Origin of the sequence: Spirosoma foliorum (assembly GCF_014117325.1) — a bacterium.
Classification (GTDB): Bacteria; Bacteroidota; Bacteroidia; order Cytophagales; family Spirosomataceae; genus Spirosoma; species Spirosoma foliorum.
The window spans coordinates 2,389,944-2,409,053 of record NZ_CP059732.1; the positions used below are offsets into that span (position 1 = coordinate 2,389,944).

Consider the following 19,110-nt stretch of genomic DNA (forward strand, 5'->3'; position numbering starts at 1 on the left):
CTAGTCTGATTAATCGATTAGAAACTGAGTGTTACGCCCGTGTTGATCACCCGTGCTTGTGGGTAATATTGTCCCGCACTATTAGTCGATTCGGGATCGTAAATGCCTTTCATGGCTGGCGCGTAGGTGGCCAGGTTCAAGCCGTTTACGTAAACGCGCAGATTGCTGAGACCAATTTTGTTCCCAATAGTACTAGGCAGGGTATAGCCCAACTCCAGGTTTTTCAACCGAATATAGTCTGTGCTTCTCAGCCAGTAGCTGGTACCGTTAGAGAAGTACTGATTGCTGCGGTCAACTATACGAGGGTCAACGGTGCTTGGATTGTCTACCGTCCAACGGTGATCGTAGCTGTATTTCAAGAAGTTACCAATGGTGCCTGACTCCGTTTGCAGGAAGATTTGGCCACCGGCTGATCCTTGGAAAAGAATGCTAAGATCGAAGTTTTTGTAGCGGACACTGGCGTTCAAACCACCCTGAAAACGGGGTTGGTTGTTACGGTCGGCCCGTACACGGTCATTGGCATCGATTTTACCATTTCCATCGATATCCTTGAGCTTCATGTCGCCGGGGCGTAGCAGGCTGGCGCCTACACCGCTGTAATCCAGCTTGTTGGCGTCAATCTCTGCTTGTGTAGAGAAAATGCCGTCATATTGATACAAGAGTGTACCATTGGCATTGTTTGGGTTGTTCACGTCGCTTGGAATTGGCTTGCCTGTCGAACGCTGCCACTCTGGTGCACCAGGTACTTCATCCCAGAACGTAATTGTATTCTTGGCATAACCACCATTTACGCTCACATTGAATTTTAAATCTCCTGCCTGACCATTGTAACCAACCCGGAATTCGTAACCTTTATTGGTCACCCGGCCGATGTTGGTAGCTGGTAAGGTAGCACCCGTTGTTTGTGGAATCGACGCACTTTGACGCCATAGGATGTTTGACCGTTTGTTCTGGAACACATCGAACTCGAAGAAAACCTTTCCGTTCAGCAATGATCCTTCCAGACCAATGTCAGCGTTGTTGGCAACTTCCCAGGTTAGCTTGGTATTAGGGACACCATTTTCATACAGTGTCTGTGCTACCTGGTTGTTGATCACATAACCCCAGTTCGAATTCACAGCGTCGCCGTAAGCATACGTTGGTAGGTAATCGTACTCGCGCAGGGTATTGTTGAAATACACCTGGTCGTTACCCAATTGCCCCCACGATGCCCGTAGTTTCAACGAGCTAACAACTGGCAGGGCTTTCTTGAAGAAGTCCTCTTCTGAAATACGCCAGCCTGCCGTCACGCCAGGGAAGAAACCCCAACGGCTGGCAGCCGGGAACATATACGAACCATCGTAGCGCCACAGGAATTCAGCCAGGTATTTTTCTTTGTAGTTATACGCAGCCCGGCCAAAATAACTCATCCGAGCCCGTTCCCATGCGGCCGTGGTATTGGCAATCTGCTGAGTTTGGCTACCAGCAAACAACTGATCGATGGCCGTCGAGTTAAAGTATTGGCGGAAGCCAGAAAAGCCATTTGAGTTAGATTGCTCCTTCGTGATACCAGCCAGCAACGTGATGGCATGACTGGCACCGAAGGTATGATCGTAGGACAGAATACCCGACAGCAGCGAGTTGAACTGATCATTAGTGTACTGATTGAGGGTAGACTGGGCAGGCCCTTTCTGTACGCGCTGAAGCAGAGGTTCCTTCGTTGTTGGATCGTAGGAAGTATAATCCCAGCTATATACGAACCAGGGGGTCTGCCACCGTTTGCCTTGCTGAATGTATTTATCCAACGCAACGCTACCAGTCAACTTCAAGCCTGGCACCCAGGGGTTAGTAATATTAATACTGGCATTACTTTGCAAATAATACCGTGTATCTCTGTCGTAACCCGTAGCGCTGGTTGTAACGAGTACAGGTTGTTGTCCATTCTCGATATCAGGAGCGGGTAAACCATTTGGCCAGAAAGCAGGCTTGTTTGGATATCCCCGTGCCAGCATCCGGAAAATATCACCAGCGCCAACCGTTGGGAAGAACCGATTTTCCTGACGACCCACTACGCCCGTTACCAGATTGATATACTTACTGATTTTGGCATCCAGATTCAGACGGAAATCATATTGCTTGTAACCCGTAGCCGAATTTTTGTAGTAAGCATCCTGATTCTGATAGTTGACCGAGGTCAGGTACTTGATGTTCTCTGAACCACCTACTAATTGCAACGTGTGCCGCACCTGGGGCGACCAGGTTTTCAGTGCCGCGCCGAACCAATCGGTATTGGGGTGACCCCAAGGGTCCGAACCATCCTGAAACTTCTTGATATCGTCTGGTGTAAAAGCAGCTTTAGCTACTGATTTGTCGGGCAGGGTATAGCTACCTGTTGTATTAAAAGCTGCATTAGCGTCTTTCCAATATTGCGCAGGTAAGTTATACAGGTTAATCTCGTTGTTCAACTGGGCATATTCGGCCGCAGATGCCATCTTGGGAATAACGGTTGGCTGACCAAAGCCCTGGTTGAAGCTGTATGACAACTCTGGCTTACCGCTTTTACCCCGTTTGGTTGTTACAAGAATAACCCCGTTAGCTGCCCGAGATCCATAAATGGCTGCCGAGGCATCTTTCAGAACTGACATGCTTTCGATATCAGCCGGATTCAGGCGGTCAATACCCCCAGCCCGGGCTGGTACACCATCGATAACGATCAGGGCGTCATTATTACCCAATGTGTTAGAGCCCCGAATCCGGATAGCTGCTCCATCGTAACCTGGTTCACCGCTGGCGTTTGTTGCAATAACGCCCGGCATCCGGCCCGCAATGGAGTTACTCAGGTTTACCGCCGGGGATTTTATCAAGTCGGTCCCTTTTACGGTGGCTACGGCTCCTGTTACGGTTTCTTTCTTCTGCTCGCCATACCCCACCACAACAACTTCGTTCAGCATCTTGTCGTCGGAAGCCAGGGTGATGTTAATCGAATTGCGACCAGTTGCTGCGATTTCCTGGCTTACATATCCGATGTAAGAAAAGACCAGCGTTTCGTTGCCTTTAGGTAGATTAAGCGTGTAGTCCCCGGTAGCTGAAGATACTGTACCTGTTGTTGTGCCCTTGACAACAATACTAACTCCTGGGAGAGCTAAGCCTTGTGCGTCAATTACCTTACCCGTTACTTTCGATTGAGCGAAGGCCCCAATCGAGCAAAACAGGCTAAACAGAAACAGAGAACAAAACACGATCTTCCGGGGCCTGATCGTGCTTGTTGGGAAGGCATCTTCTCGCAGAAAGAAGAGCTTCTGGTGCGTACATTGTTTTTGCATAAGCTTTAACTTATTGTTAATTTAACAATGGGTTAAAGCTTAAGTACTGAGTGTTTTTACTCGTTAATAATTACCTAAAATAGAGCTTATTTTAACATTATTTGCTGCTAATGTACAAAAAAGGATTAAAAAATAGTTAATCACCTTGAAGAAAAGCTGTAGATTAAATAGGATTTTATGGTAATAGAGTTTAATTTTTCTTTGGCTATTTTTCTGTGATCTAAGCAGTTACGTGACTCTTTTGAAACAAGGCTGTTGTGTTTTATACAGTTGCTGGAATTTAAAAGAAGACATGTTTGACTGTTCCTAGCCAGGGTACAGAGAAAAAAATATTTCTAAAAAAATTTAAGAAATACGTCCCCAGTTGTTTTCAGTCTGCTTAAGCGCATCGACGTGATTTCGGATGGGAGCGTGCTGGGGGAGCACGAGTTCTGGGTCTTCGGCTAAGATTGCCTGTGCCGATTCGCGGGCTGCTGTGAGAATGGCGCCATCTTTAGCCAGATCGGCAATCATTAAATCCATTACTCCACTTTGTTGCGTACCCGTGAGATCGCCAGGGCCACGTAGCTGAAGGTCGACATCGGCAATTTCGAAGCCATTGTTTGTCCGAACCATCGTTTCTAGCCGGGTACGGGTATCACTACTGAGTTTGTAGCCGGTCATCATGACACAGTACGATTGTTCGGCACCCCGACCAACCCGCCCACGTAGCTGGTGGAGCTGAGAAAGGCCAAATCGCTCGGCGCTTTCAATGACCATTACACTGGCATTCGGTACGTTAACCCCAACTTCGATAACGGTTGTGGCTACCAGAATCTGGGTTTCCTGCTTTAAAAAGCGTTTCATCTCGTCATCTTTCTCGTAAGGAAGCATTTTGCCGTGTAGCATGCCTACTTCATATTTTGGACGAGGAAAAGCCCGCTGCATACTCTCAAAGCCATCCATCAGATCTTTGTAATCAAGCTTTTCGGATTCTTCAATAAGCGGATACACGACGTATACCTGCCGACCAAGCTCAATCTGCTGGCGCATAAACCCGAATACTTCAGAACGGTGCTTGTCGTATTTATGGACGGTTTTAATGGGTTTGCGGCCTTTGGGCAGTTCATCGATAACGGATACATCGAGATTGCCATAGAGCGTCATGGCCAGCGTGCGTGGAATCGGCGTAGCTGTCATAACCAGAATGTGTGGTGGAACTACTTCGTTCTTCCGCCAGAGTTTTGCCCGTTGCGCAACGCCAAATCGGTGTTGTTCATCAATGATACACAGGCCAAGGTTTTTGTATTGCACGGCATCTTCGAGTAAGGCGTGTGTGCCAACCAGAATGTGCATCTTGCCCGATTGCAGCTCTTCGTGCAAAACCACCCGGCGTTTCTTATTGGTCGAACCCGTCAGAATACCGAGGTTTAAGCCCATAGCATCCGCAAAAGGCTTTAAGCCGTTGTAGTGCTGGTCGGCCAGAATTTCGGTAGGGGCCATCAGGCAGGCTTGTGCACCATTTCCAATAGCCAACAGGCAGGCAATAAAAGCAACGATGGTTTTACCACTACCCACATCACCCTGCAACAGCCGATTCATCTGCTTCCCGGTCAGAAAATCGGCGTATATTTCTTTGATAACCCGCTGCTGGGCACCGGTTAATTCAAAGGGTAGCAGTTCATTATAAAAGTGCTTCATCAGTGAGGTGTCCCGGAATACCTGTCCCGGAAATTCCTCCTTCTGAATAAGCTTATTTTTGATCAGTCGTAGCTGGTTGTAGAACAGTTCCTCAAATTTCAACCGACGCTGAGCCTGTTTTAGCCAGCCCTGATTTTGAGGTAAGTGAATGTTCCACATAGCTTCCCGTTTACCAATCAGCCGAAATTGCTGAATGAGCGAATCGGGTAGCGTTTCGTGAATATGCGGCCACGATTGTTCGAGCAAGATCCGCATCACCTTGCCAAGAACTTTACTGTCGAGATGGCGTTTACGGAGTTTTTCGGTCAGATTATAAACCGGGAAAAAGCCCATTTCGTGTTCCGAAGCGGTATTTGCGTTTTCCAGTTCGGGATGAATGATACTAAACTGCCCATTGAACGACTGGGGCTTTCCATAAACAATGTATTCTCCGTCGCGCCGTAAGGTTTTTTCGATATACGTAATCCCCTGAAACCAGACGAGACTCAATGAGCCGGTACCATCGGTAAACGTCGCGACCAATCGTTTTTTCGGTCCCTCACCTTCCAGATACCAGTCCCGTAATCGCCCGCGTATTTGAGCCGAAGGCATGGAATCCATCAGTTCGTCGATGGTATAAAAGCGGGAACGATCGTCGAAGCGAAAAGGATAGTATTGAATCAGGTCGCCGTAGGTGAACAAATTCAACTCTTTGTTGAGCAGTTCAGTACGTTGCGGGCCTAATCCCTTGAGGTACAAAAGTGGTGTATCGAAAAAAGTAGCGCGCTCGGTCATAACAGACCCTACAAATACCCGTTTTACTGGCAGATTTAATCAAAAATACGCATTTTATTGCAAATAGAGCGATGGATTTAGTGGAGTCGGTAAATCGGGATATACACTCATTTCATGAGCATCACGACTTTATTCCTCGTTAACTCGCCCAATACCAAATGCTAAGCCCGCATAAATATCTAAGCCACGAGGCTGAATACCGTTGGATTTTGTGCCAATCAGGCCCAGAAAATTATCGGTGCCCAACCAACCTGGCCCAACCCGTATAGAACCCCCTGCGGTTATCCCACCATTCAGATAAGCAATAGGCAGTGCTAAACTTAGCCAGCGAGCATCGTATCTCGGCGTAACAGCGAGTATGGTTGGTTGATGAATAGCAGTTGCCTGTAACGCCCGCATGTCCTGCAAATACGTCAGGTTTATACCGAATCCACTGGGTAACTGATAGTCGGCTGTTAGGTTTAACGAGGTTGGTAGACCAGCTCTAAACGTATTGTTATCGGGAGTTCGACCAGTGTTTAATTTGTTCTGGATAACTTCAATGATCGAACCAGTTCCATTAAGATTATTAAAGTCGCTACTTCGAAACTTAACAGGGTTTGTACCAATATCAGTATACCTGTATTCCTGCCCTTTATAAGTCAGGCCGCCAACATCGGTCAGTGCGATGCCTAATTGCAAGGCTGGACTTTCGGCATCGTATTGGTCAATATAAGTCAGGCCAATGTCAACCCCAAAGCCCCGGCCAGGTACCGAAGAGCTAAATAAAGTAGATGGAGTTAAGCTCCGATTCTGAAGATAATTCGTGTAGGCAAAGGTTGCATCCAGTTTATTAACCTCCAGATAAGCATTATTCGCGTTAGCAGGGTCCTGTACAATCCGGTAATTCATACCCCGGTTAATCAATTGCTGGCCATTATAGCCGAGCATAAATTTTGCCGTTGCCCCTAAAAGAAGTTTACGGCCATCGCCCTCCAGAACAGTCCCAGCGTAGGTTAAACCTAATTCGGCATAGGTGTTGGCATTGGCATTGAATTTATTGTCGGTGCTAGGAATGCTATACAAGGCGCCGTCATTCAAACTGGCTCGCAAGGACGATAGCAGTGGCTCCGAAGCCCCAACTACCTGACCCACGGCTCGAAAGCGGGTGGTGATTGCAAATGCTCCTCGTTCACCGGTTTTCATCAGTAAAGACGGGCCACGAATTTCACCCGAGACCGTCCCATTTTTTGCTCTGCCATTTAACATCTCCTGGGTATAGTCTTGCTCAAATTTAATGGTCCCGTTTGAGTTTTTATATTGGGCAGGTACAGTGCCTGTCAGCAGACTGAGTAAGGAAAATGGGGCCTGATACCGGACATAGTTGTTATCAACATGGCCATTACCCGTAAATACGTTCAAATAGAACTTTGAGGGGGAATCTGCAGCTAAAGCTGGATTAATATATAGGCGGTTAGTTCCTCCATAGCGGCTGGTCGAAATCCCGAGTAGGTTTTGAGAAAAACCGACCGTTGCTAGCAGTAAAAACAGCCCTAAACTGAGTGAATACTTCATGTAATGAATTAATGAATGGAAAAGTGTTCTACAAAAGAAACGCAAATCCAGCGCTAGGGTTAGATTAGACTGGATTTATTTTGAGTGAGTGGTAAAAATACCCTCCTTTTGTTGACTCAAATGAAACAGGTTGGTACTTGTACTTTTCGTAGAATAAGCTTTGGTAACTGCATGGCCGATTCATTTCTACAAATGAAAAAATCTGCTGTTTTACTTTATACTAATGGCTTATCGACGTTCGGTAAATTCGGATTCGAAAGGCTTTTTATACAGTAGTTTTGTTACTTATCGAACCTTTCCCGTGGCAGTATATCAATCCATTTATAACGGATTTTCTTAGGTAGTAATCCCTGACTAATTCATGATTTTTGTCCGGTCTAAGGCGCAGGTTATGCTGTTCATTGCCTGTATTATTACCCTCCAATTAGGGGCTAAATCGGTTGTTATGGCCTCAGATTTAAAGCCAGTTAATCTACGTACTGAATACAAAGTAAATCCGGTGACTGATGTCGGAAAACCTCGCCTAAGTTGGGAGCTGACATCTCTAGTAAGAGGTCAGACACAGTCGGCCTATCAGCTACTGGTCGCTTCATCGCCTGAACAATTAGTTGCAGACAAAGCCGATCTCTGGAATTCTAATAAAGTCGCGGGCAATGCTACTAATCAAGTAGAATATGCGGGTAAGCCATTGGCTGCCAGGGCTATTTGTTATTGGAAGGTTCGGAGTTGGGATAAAAATGGCGAACCTGGCCCCTGGAGCGCCATTGCCAAATGGGAAATGGGCTTGCTAACTAAATCCGACTGGAAAGCCGAATGGATTGGAAATGACTTAACGGCCTTAGGAAAAGGGAAAACGTATCATCTGCCCCCCGCTCCGTTTTTCAGAAAAGAAACTCAACTGAAAGGGCTCATTAAGCGAGCACGGTTATACGTTACATCGCTTGGCTTATATGAGTTTCAGATCAATGGCAAGCGTGTTGGGAAAGACTACTTTACACCTGGCTGGACCGATTATAACAAGCGGGTTTATTATCAAACCTACGATGTTACGGCCAATCTAAAGACGGGTAAAAATGCACTGGGCGCTATTCTGTCCGATGGTTGGTATGCTGGTTATCTTGGGTACGCCTTGCTGGTAGGTAATCCCGTGGTGCGGAATTTCTATGGAAGTGTTCCATTGCTAAAGGCGCAACTGGAAGTAGACTATACCAATGGGGAGAAAGAGATCATAACTACCGACCAAAGCTGGAAGACAAATCACGGCCCAATCCTTGAAGCCGACATCTTAAATGGTGAAACGCACAATGCCAATCTCGACTTTGATAATTGGAGTATAGTTGGTTACGATGATTCGAAATGGAAGAAAAGTGGCACTTATCCAGATAAAGCGGAACGAAAGATTGAGGTTTATCCTGGAAATCCAATTCAGGTTTTTCAGGAATTAAAGGCGAAAACTGTCACGCCAAAATCGGGTGGGAAATACCTTTTTGACTTAGGGCAAAACTTTGCAGGTGTTGTACGGCTTAAAGTTAAAGGCAACAAAGGGGACACCATTCGATTGAAATTTGGCGAAGTGTTATTCCCAAATGGTGAACTAATGACCGAGAATTTACGGAAGGCTCGTGCTACGGACACGTATATTCTTAAGGGCAGTAAGGACGGTGAAACCTGGACTCCAAAATTTACCTATCATGGATTTCAATATGTAGAAGTTGCTGGGTTCAGAACTCCCCCAAGACTAGATGCGATTACGGGCATTGTATTGACCTCTGCTACCCCCTCAACTGGTTCGTTCAGTACAGATAATCTACTAATTAATAAGCTGTACCAGAACATTGTGTGGACACAACGATCCAATTATTTTGATGTTCCAACAGATTGCCCACAACGCGATGAACGACTGGGTTGGACGGGAGATGCGCAGGCTTATGTTCAGTCTGCTGCTTTCAATACTGATATTTCGGCGTTTTACACAAAATGGCTGGTTGATTTAAACGACGCACAACGAGCCGATCATTCCTATCCAATTTATGCCCCCGCGCCCAACGTTCGCAAAACAGATACGTATTCGCCGGGTTGGTCGGAGGCTGGGATTATTTGCCCGTATACCATTTACAAAACGTACGGAGATACCCGGGTAATTCGGGAATTCTGGCCGAATATGGTGGCCTATCTCAAGTTTATGGAAGCAAAGAGTAAAGGAGACTATGTTTATAAAGAAGGCAGCTTCGAGGAAATTTCCCCTAAAGGTGGCTTTGGCGACTGGCTTTCGGTGGGGAAGAAAACACCTCCCGACATGCTGGCAACCATGTACTACGGCTACGTGGCTTCTATGATGGCCGAAATGGCCAAGGCTATCGGCAAACAGGATGAGTCGGCGTATTACACGACCATTTTTACGAAGATCAAACAGGCATTTCTGGCGCACTACACCGACGAAACCGGGAAGTTTAAAACGAATAGTGCTGCGTATGGTAATGGAGATGGCTATGTAGATGGAGACATGGGTTTTGCTGGACATACCCAAACCGCGTATGCCAATGCGATTTACATGCATATGCTTAAACCAGACCTTACCCAAAAGGCGGGTAATTGGCTGGTAGAACTTATTAAGGCGAATAATAACAAACTCTCAACCGGCTTTTTAGGGGTGAAGCCACTATTGCCTGCCTTATCGAGTACGGGGCACAGCGATGAAGCGTACAATTTATTGTTAAGTACAGACTATCCTTCCTGGGGGTTCGAAGTGGTCAATGGTGCCAATACCATATGGGAGCGTTGGAATAGTTACATCAAGGGCAAAGGCTTCGAGAATAATGCGGGCATGAATTCCTTTAACCATTACGCCTTTGGCTCCGTAAATGAGTGGTTATTTGAGTATGCCGCCGGAATTCAGGTTGGAGAAGCTGGCTATCGAACGTTTACGATCAAACCCGAAATTGCCCGGCTGGGTATTAAGCAAGTAAAAGCAACTTACCATTCCATCAACGGAATGATTACAACCGCCTGGAAAAAAGACGGCTCTTCCATTCAGGTGCAGGTTACAGTACCTATTAATACCATAGCCACTGTTTTCATCCCAACAATAAATCCTACGACTGTTTTAGAGGCTGGCAAAGCCGTAAAAACAAATTCGGCTATAACCGTAAAAGCCTATAAAGACGGCTACTTGCCTGTTGAGATCGGCTCAGGGGTGTATCAATTCACGTCCCAGAACTAAGAGCGAAGGCTGTTAATCACGTTAAATCTTTGAGATTTAGCGTGATTAATAGCCTTTCTCAAAAGACGAATATGAGTAAATAGTGGTTCTTGTAGAAGTTTGAGTAACTCTTCTCAATTTATATACATACAGCAACTATTGCCGTTACTAAAGTGAAAAACGCCATTTCTTATCGGCTATAGTACCGTAATCGCCACAAATTTTCTAAACTTTGTGGCATTAAGGACCCATTTCGCGTTATTTGGGTACCATTCGAATTGTATGTCTATGAAATTAGTACCGGCTATGTTTTGCATAGCGTTTTTTTGCCTGCCTAATGTGCAAGCGCAACGTCGCGGTAATTCACAATTTATTCCGTTTTCTGAAGTGGGTATCGCTGGAGGAGCGTCATTCTATTTGGGAGAATTGGCGCCACCCAATCAAGCGTTTCAAAGTTTTTCATTGTCACCCCGCTGGAACGTAGGAGGGAGCTTTACCCGTCATCTTACCCCCAGCTTTTCTGCTCGGGCATCCTTAACCCTAATTCGATTGGCTGGAGATGATTACACATTTAATAAAGACGAACCGAATGGGCATCCCGCTCAATTTCAGCGGAATCTTCACTTCCGGAATGACCTTAAAGAGTTAGCGTTGAGTGGTATCTATCAATTTATTCCTGAGGGCCGTCGGCCAAACCAACGCCCAGCCTTTACCCCCTATCTGACGCTTGGTGTAGCGCTGGTGGCACACAATCCTAAAGCAAGGACGCCTGTCAATGCAGATGGTTCTTTAGGGGACTGGGTTGCTTTGCAACCACTGGGCACCGAAGGGCAAGGGCAGCCTGGTTACGCTAAGCCCTATTCGTTGCTTACAGCCGCCATACCGGTTGGCGCAGGCATGCGCTGGCAACTTACGGAAAGCCTGAATTTGGCCGCCGAACTCAGTTTTCGCTACACGTTTACGGATTATCTCGATGATGTAAGTGGCTTTTATCCAAATCCGGGCGATTTGCCATCGGCCTTGTCAGCTACAATGTCAGATCGACGGGCTGAACCAATTGCTGCTCGTACGGGCGATGACCGAACTAAGGCCTTATCAACCTTATATGCTGTTTCCCCGGATGTCAGGCGAGGGCTACCGGGTAATGATTTTTATATACTGGCCCAACTTTCCATTCATTACCTGATTCCGCCATCCGTTATCAAATGCCCGACTTTTCGGCGATAGGTAGTGGTAAACTATTACATTGATTAGTAGAGTCAATAATTGTACTATGTTTAAAGACTGTTGCTTTTTGCCAATCAGACGATAGGAGGAATTTTAAACTTAACCCATGGGAACTTTGATATTCCTCCTATCGTCTGATTGGTAAAACAAGCAATTCTACTGTTCAAGATTCAGGTATTGCATTTCGCATTCGGATCAAGGAAAATTGCAATGTAGACTCAGCTACTTCCCGAGCTAACGGCCACAGCGTTTCTACAAAGCGCACCTCAATAGTTCTCTTTTCTAATTCCTCTAAACAATTTTTTATAATTCGCATGGATAAAGGTGTTTCACTTTGGTAAGAGACATAATAGCCAGCGCCTTCGTCAAGTAACACAAAATTATCCGGCCGAAATTCGTAACAATAAAGCTGGGCTTGTTCTATTTTCTCACGCCATTTATTTTCCAGCACGACGACAAACGATGCAGGCGTATTGCCTAGAAATTTTTCCTTGTCAACTTCTGACGTACTGTCTTTGGAATAAAACGTTACTCTTGGGCAATCTCTAGGAAACAGGTAATTGTGCAAGAGCGTCTCGGTAATTGCAAACACGACATCCCCATGAATAGAATCAAAATGAGACGGAGAAGGTTTGGGTTCGAAAACCTTAATAGTGGGGTCTTCGCTGATGTGAACTAATCGATTAGGCTGCACGAGTTGGGGCGTTCGGCTTGGATAGATGATTATAAACTCAGACCATGTTGATTGATTATACAGGACAAAGGCAGAGTAATTGCCCAAAAACGTCTTTACTTTCCAACCACGCTCAGCTCCAGATGTGATGGATAGGCAGCCGAGCGGAAAATGGTGTGGGTGGCTTTTTGGTAATCGCTCTCTTTTGCTTCAAAAATGTTTGGAACAAACTTTTGCGGATTCCGGTCGATGATCGGGAACCAGGTACTCTGAACTTGCACCATCATTTTATGGCCTTTCCGGAACACATGGTTAATGGAATGGAGATCAATCGAATAGGCTTCAGTCTTGTTGGGCTGAATGGCTTCCGGCTTTTCAAAACTAGTACGGAATCGGCCCCGGAACACATCATTCGCTACCATCAATTGATAACCACTCATGGCGAGTTGCTTCGGATCGTGGGCTGGATACACATCGATCAGCTTGACAACCCAATCGGCGTCGCTACCCGTTGTCGCGGCAAATAATTTAGCCAATACTTCGCCTGTTACCGTTATATCTTCGGTCAAAGCATCCGTTTCCCAGGACAGCACATCAGGGCGATTGTGTACAAATCGCTGATCTTCAGTAAGCCAGGTGCGCCAGCGAGAACCTGGTCCGTAAGTAGCTTCAATTGGGCGCGTGCGATAGGGGACAGGGTGCGCTGGATCAGACACATACGCATCGGAACCAGTTGTTGCTTTTGGTGCATCGAACGATAGTTTACCGTTGGACTGAAAATACAGGTTACGCTTCGAGGCTTCTTTAGGGGGCCAGGTTTCATAGCGTTTCCATGTATTTGAACCTGTTTGAAACGTAACGGCTTCGGCAAAATTCCCAGAACCTTTCCCTTTGAGATAGTACGCAAACCAGGGTGCCTGAATCTCCTTTCGGAAGGTTACCGATGTGGCTGTGTCGAATTTGATATTTCCTAAGGTGCTACCGTCGCTTCGGCCCCAACCACCATGATTCCAGGGACCCGCTACCAGAAAGTTTTTGTGTGCCTGATCCTGCTTTTCCCAAAGTTGGTAGGCTTTCAGGGGGCCGTAAAAATCTTCCTGATCCCACCAGCCTGCTACATTCATAGTCGGTATTTTAGGGCTACTATCAATGCGATTAATGAGCGATTGTTTCTGCCAGAATGAATCGTAGTTCGGGTGTTTGACGAAGTCGTTCCAGGTCGGTAGTTTTCCGTTGAAATACAACTTGTTAGCGTTCGAAAGCGGACCTAATTTCAAATACCAGTCGTAGGTGTCGTAATTGGGAAACGGAAACAACGAATCTGTTTTGGTGGCCTCTTCCATGAAGGCATATTCAAAGCCATAGCTCAACCGAAACGCTCCGTTATGATGAAAATCGTCTCCCAGAAACATGTCAGAGGGGGTTGCCTGCTCCGAAACGGCCACCAGAGCGGGGTGTGGGTCAATAGCGGCAATAGCCGTAGTCCAGCCTGCGTATGAAATCCCATACATGCCCACCTTTTTGTTGTTGTTCGGAACATTCGCAAGCAACCACTCAATGGTATCGTAGGTGTCCGTACTTTCGTCGATAGCTTTTGAGTTTTTCTTATCTCGGGTAAAGCGCTGCATCTCGAACGTGCCTTCCGATTTGTAGCGCCCACGAATGTCTTGATAAACAAAGATATAGCCATCGTCGGCCATGTCTTTTACGTATTGGATACGATCGGGAGTTGGCGTTTCGCTAACACCATATGGCGTGCGTGTCAGCAGAAAAGGCAGCGCTTCTTTACTGTTTTTGAGCGTGTAAATCACTGTATTCAACCGAACGCCATCGCGCATCGGGATCATGACTTCCTGCCGTTCGTAGGAACTGGGTGTTTGGGCGATGGCCTGTAGAGAGTAGTTAAGCAGGAAAATGGCGAAATAGAGGAGATGTTTTGGCATTGAGTGAAGTGTCTGGGAGTGAAGAGCTAAATATAGAAAACACAGGGCTACTTTTCGCAGGAATCGTGTTCTGGCGTTTTAATTCGGCATAAATGTTTAGTAAGCGTTATTTTTGTGATTCAAGATTCAGATTAATATGAGTGATGTCAGGTTCTTAAACCTGACGCTAAAGGTTTCTCAAAACCTTTAATTGTCTAAGAAGTGCTAAAATCGGTTTTAAGAAACCTCACGATGTCAGGTTTAAGAACCTGACATCACTCAGCACTACCAGTTGCCAAATACCATAAACCGAATACCGTTTTGATTCCTGCTGTTGATGCTCTTCTGAAAGATATCCGTAACAAACGGATTGCCCCTGTGTATCTGATTCATGGCGATGAACCCTATTATATTGATCGGATCGCTGAGGAACTTGAAAAAGTGGCTGTTCCAGTTGCTGAGCGAGGATTCAATCAGTTTGTCCTGTTCGGGAAAGATACGGATGCCGGGGCCGTTCTGAACTACGCCCGACGCTATCCATTCATGGCCGAGCGGCAGTTGGTGCTCGTGAAAGAAGCCCAGCAGATGAATGGCATCAACGATAAATCGGCACAGACACTGTTCGAAGATTACGCGCTGAATCCGCTTTCTAGTACCATTTTGATGCTCTGTTATACACGGGAAGACGGCAAGCCAGCCCTCGACGAGCGTAAAGCCTGGGTGAAGGCGTTTGGGGCCAAAGGAAAACTGTTGGGTGTTAAAAAGCTATACGACAACAAGATACCCGATTGGGTGGGCGAGTACTGCCGCGAACAGGGGGCCAAAGTTAGCCCTAAAGCCTGTCAGCTCCTGGCCGATCACATTGGCAACGACCTTAAACGGTTGGCGAGCGAAATCGACAAAATTCTGATTAATCTCCATGTGGGCGAAGAGATCTCGGCCGCAACCGTTGAGCGATTAGTCGGGATTAGTAAAGAATACAATGTTTTTGAGCTGCAAAAAGCCCTTATCCAACGCGATGTGGTGAAGGCGAATCAGATCGTTGATTATTTCGGGCGAAACCCGAAAGACAATCCATTAGTCGTCATTCTGTCACAACTTTTTGGCTATTTCAGTAAGGTCTTATTGGTGCAGGCATCTAAAGATCAGAGCGATAAAGGACTGGCCCCACTACTCGGCGTAAATCCGTTTTTCGTGAAAGATTACCAGTCGGCAGCCCGTACATTTCCGCTTCCCAAAGTAGCCTCCATTATTCACGCCATCCGGAGGGCCGATGCCCAAAGCAAAGGAATTGACACGCCAACCATGAGCGAGAGCGATATTCTACGCGAATTAGTCTTTGAGATTCTGCACTAGATGAAAACTTGTTGAAACACAAAAAGCCACTGACTATCAGTGGCTTTTTGTGTTTTTGCCCGGTGGGGTTTAACAAAATTATCAGTCAATAACTCGAAAATAAGACGTCATCTCATATTTTTAGTTAATATTGCAACGTTGTTGCATAAATGATCTTGAGGGGACCTTGAAATCAGATTGGGGAAAAGCTTGATGCGTAACTATTGGAAAGTCGGTTTATGGATTTGGGTATTAACCAACACGATTTCAGTCGGTTGGTCACAATCGGCTATGTGTACTAAAGTAGTTCATGGCCGGATTTTAGGACAGGATACGCATGAGCCACTGGTAGGAGCAACGGTTTATATCCACGAATTGCAAACTGGTTCGGTGGCCGACTCAACAGGTTCTTTTCGAATCAATAAACTATGCGCTGGTAAGTATACGATTGACTATCAATTTGTTGGTTATAAAACAAAAACGGTTTCTGTAACCGTTGGTAGCGATTCATTGATGACGCTACCTACCGTACAGCTAGTGTCCGATAATCAGTTATTGCAGGAAGTTGTTGTGACAGAGCACCGTTCGGAAGCCCAGCAATTATTACAGACGCAAGTTAGTTTATCGGGTGCAGCGCTGGATCAAACACGCGGTCAATCGTTAGGCGAGAGCTTAAAGTCGCTTGCAGGTTTGTATTCGATTCAGACCGGTCCTAGTGTTTCTAAACCCGTTATTCATGGGTTATATAGCAATCGAATCATTATTCTGAACAATGGAATTCGGCAGGAAGACCAGCAATGGGGTTCCGAACATGCCCCACAGATTGATCAGTTTCTGGCGTCTCGGCTGACAGTTATTAAGGGAGCGGCCAGTATTCGTTACGGTTCCGATGCCATTGGTGGCGTAATTCTAGTGGAGCCTAAAGCCATGCCTACGAGACCCGGAATCGGAGGGGAAGTAAACGTAGTGGGTGGAACCAATGGCGGCTTGGGTGTAGCCTCCGGGATGATGGAGGGTGTATTCAGTAAGAAATTAGCGGGGCTAAGCTGGCGATTGCAGGGTACGGTAAAACGATCGGGCTATGTACGAACGCCTAATTATTATATGGAAAATACCAGCTATCACGAAAACAACTTTTCTGGCGATTTACATTACGATCATAAACGATGGGGTGCAGAGGTATTTTTCAGTCAGTTCGACACCAAAGTTGGCCTTTTCACGGGGGCTCAGGTAAGTAGTTTAGCTGATTTGTATGCTGCTCTCCAGCGCACGGAACCACTGTCGCAACCTGGATTTTCCTACTCGCTGGGTCGTCCTTATCAGGATGTGCAGCACGATATGCTGAAAGTACGAGCCTATCTTCATTCCAGTCGTGGGGGCGAACTGACGGCGACTTATGCCTGGCAAAAAAATCAGCGCCGAGAGTACGATTATGTTTCATTTAGTGGCATACTGACGCCCGAATTGTACCTCAAGCTGGAATCTCAAACGATGGATTTGGTTTGGGAACATGCGCCCATCAAAACCAAATCGGCCGGACAATGGTCAGGTAGCCTTGGTTTCAATGGCATCACACAGGGTAATGTTCGGCAGTATCTGTTTTTGATTCCAAACTTCCGAAACTATGGAGCGGGGTTGTTCGCTATAGAACGCTATGCTGTTGGCCCCTGGACTATTGAGGGCGGGTTGCGGTATGATTATCGGTGGTTGCGGGCTTATTTTCTGGATGATGCCACCAAGCAGACCTACAACGAGACGCACAGTTGGCAAAATGCAAACGGCTCGTTGGGGCTAGCTTATCAACTTCGGCCTGACTTAACGCTGACAGCTAACCTAAGCACAGCCTGGCGGGCGCCTAATGTAGCCGATCTGTATTCCAACGGTTTACACCAAAGTGCGGTAGCCTACGAACGGGGCAATCCGAATCTCCAGCCTGAGCAGGCTTACAATGGAAATCTTGTGTTGGCCTATACAGGTAAGCGACTGAGCGGTGAGATTGGGGCTTATAATAACCTGATTAATAACTACATCTACCTGAAACCGGATTCGGTGCCTATTGTTCGGCAAAGGGGGGCTTTCCCGTCATACACGTATACGCAAGTGCGCGCTACATTTCGGGGAATCGATGCAACCTTGAATTATAAACTAACGGACCAACTAACCGTAACGACCAAAAATTCATTGCTGTTTGCCTATAATCAGACCGATCGTAGTTACCTCGTCTATATTCCGGCTAACCGATCGGATAATAGCCTGCGCTACGATTGGGAGAAATGGGGGAAATTGTCGAATCTCTATGTATCGCTGAGTGGCTTGTACGTGGCCCGGCAAAACCGAGCGCCGGCGGTAACGAGTCGCCAGGAAAATGGGCAGATCATTTTTACGGGTGATTTTGCCGCTCCGCCCCCTGCTTATTTTCTGCTCGGTGCCGAACTGGGTTTCGTAACTCAGGTGGGCAGGCAGCCGATGAGTGTCATTCTGAGCGGTACCAATCTGGCTAACGTAGCGTATCGGGATTATCTGAACCGCTTTCGCTATTTCGCCGATGAGCCGGGGAGGAATATTATGCTTAAAGTGAAGCTGCCTTTCTCGCTTTCCAAAAACACGTGAATTCCTGACGGAATTTGAAAAATGCAATGCCATAGTCTTCCAAAAGGCTAACCGTGGCGTAGCTATGTCCTTAAATGCTCAATTAATTACAACCTAGTTTCACAGTTAAAATTTGTCAGTTATGAAGTACTTAGAAAATCAAGTTATCTGGCTCGCCTGTATTGCCTTACTCGCTGGAGCCTGTAGTAAAGATGAACAAAACGTAGCGCCTACCGATGATAATGAGGCAATTACAACCGCTTCACTCACGCTCACAAACAAGGCTACGCCAACAGAAAGCCTTACCGCAACGATCGAAAATCTGAATACAACGGCTGATTTTAGCAAGGCTACTCTCACCCTGAAAGCGAATACGACCTATACGGGTGTTATTGGACTGCTGGATAAAACAAAAACGCCAGTGCTGGATGCTACGGAAGAAATCAAGGAAAAGGCCAATGAGCACTTGTTCGTATATACACCTACGCCTTCGAATCTGTTAACGGTAACGCTGACAGATCGGGACACGAATCCATCGCCAGGTCCTTACCCGATTGGGCTAACGATTGAAGTGAAAACAGGCGCTGCTGGATCTGGTAAACTAAACGTTGTGCTACGGCACCAGCCGAATGTTAAAAATGGCACTGCTACACCGGGGTCTTCTGATTTGGATACCAATTTTCCGGTGGTCGTCAATTAAGCAATCAAGCGAAATTAAATTAAAGTGTATTTTGTGTGACCCCGATGGGGTCAAATGCTTATAGCAAATTGGGTATTTCTATAAACATTTGACCCCATCGGGGTCACACAAAATGATCAAAGCTAAATCTGCGTATTTTTATTCGTTATGATCTT

At 46.3% G+C, this 19,110-nt stretch carries 10 protein-coding genes; 5 read left to right on the top strand and 5 right to left on the bottom strand.

The genetic code is table 11. The annotated features are described in order from the left end of the window. Positions 1-17: 17 nt before the first annotated feature. The 3 genes from H3H32_RS09790 to H3H32_RS09800 all read right to left on the bottom strand — a co-directional run bounded on the left by H3H32_RS09790 (position 18) and on the right by H3H32_RS09800 (position 7,310). Positions 18-3,302, bottom strand: coding sequence for a SusC/RagA family TonB-linked outer membrane protein (locus H3H32_RS09790; protein ID WP_182462498.1), 3,285 nt, complete (start codon positions 3,300-3,302; stop codon positions 18-20). 345 nt (positions 3,303-3,647) lie between these two features. Next, the gene (gene recG / locus H3H32_RS09795) at positions 3,648-5,756 is read right to left on the bottom strand and encodes an ATP-dependent DNA helicase RecG (RefSeq protein WP_182462499.1); all 2,109 of its coding nucleotides are present in this window, start codon (positions 5,754-5,756) and stop codon (positions 3,648-3,650) included. A 129-nt stretch (positions 5,757-5,885) separates the two neighbouring features. Beyond that, entirely contained in the window at positions 5,886-7,310 is a 1,425-nt protein-coding gene (locus H3H32_RS09800) for a DUF5723 family protein (RefSeq protein ID WP_182462500.1), read from the bottom strand. A gap of 361 nt (positions 7,311-7,671) precedes the next feature. Between H3H32_RS09800 and H3H32_RS09805 the strand changes: the two genes are divergently transcribed. Further along, on the top strand, positions 7,672-10,530 hold the full coding sequence (locus tag H3H32_RS09805) for a family 78 glycoside hydrolase catalytic domain (protein ID WP_240543736.1): 2,859 nt from the start codon (positions 7,672-7,674) through the stop codon (positions 10,528-10,530). Positions 10,531-10,797: 267 nt separating this feature from the next. Then, positions 10,798-11,736 carry a hypothetical protein gene (locus H3H32_RS09810; RefSeq protein WP_182462501.1) on the top strand — a complete coding sequence of 313 codons (939 nt, stop codon included), beginning with the start codon at positions 10,798-10,800 and terminating at the stop codon, positions 11,734-11,736. 163 nt (positions 11,737-11,899) lie between these two features. Here the strand turns inward: H3H32_RS09810 and H3H32_RS09815 are convergent, their stop codons facing one another. Together H3H32_RS09815 and H3H32_RS09820 are read right to left on the bottom strand one after the other, a co-directional pair. Beyond that, positions 11,900-12,430: a DUF6886 family protein gene (locus tag H3H32_RS09815; protein ID WP_182462502.1), complete on the bottom strand. Its 531-nt coding sequence runs from the start codon at positions 12,428-12,430 to the stop codon at positions 11,900-11,902. A 95-nt stretch (positions 12,431-12,525) separates the two neighbouring features. Next, positions 12,526-14,352 (bottom strand): CocE/NonD family hydrolase, encoded by a 1,827-nt coding sequence (locus H3H32_RS09820; RefSeq protein WP_182462503.1) that lies wholly within the window; start codon positions 14,350-14,352, stop codon positions 12,526-12,528. Positions 14,353-14,652: 300 nt separating this feature from the next. Between H3H32_RS09820 and holA the strand changes: the two genes are divergently transcribed. The 3 genes from holA to H3H32_RS09835 all read left to right on the top strand — a co-directional run bounded on the left by holA (position 14,653) and on the right by H3H32_RS09835 (position 18,955). Continuing rightward, positions 14,653-15,687, top strand: a complete 1,035-nt coding sequence (gene holA / locus H3H32_RS09825; RefSeq protein ID WP_182462504.1) for a DNA polymerase III subunit delta — start codon at positions 14,653-14,655, stop codon at positions 15,685-15,687. 192 nt (positions 15,688-15,879) lie between these two features. After that, positions 15,880-18,276, top strand: coding sequence for a TonB-dependent receptor (locus H3H32_RS09830; protein WP_182462505.1), 2,397 nt, complete (start codon positions 15,880-15,882; stop codon positions 18,274-18,276). A gap of 121 nt (positions 18,277-18,397) precedes the next feature. Further along, complete coding sequence (locus H3H32_RS09835) at positions 18,398-18,955, top strand: hypothetical protein (protein WP_182462506.1); 558 nt, start codon at positions 18,398-18,400, stop codon at positions 18,953-18,955. Positions 18,956-19,110 lie beyond the last annotated feature (155 nt).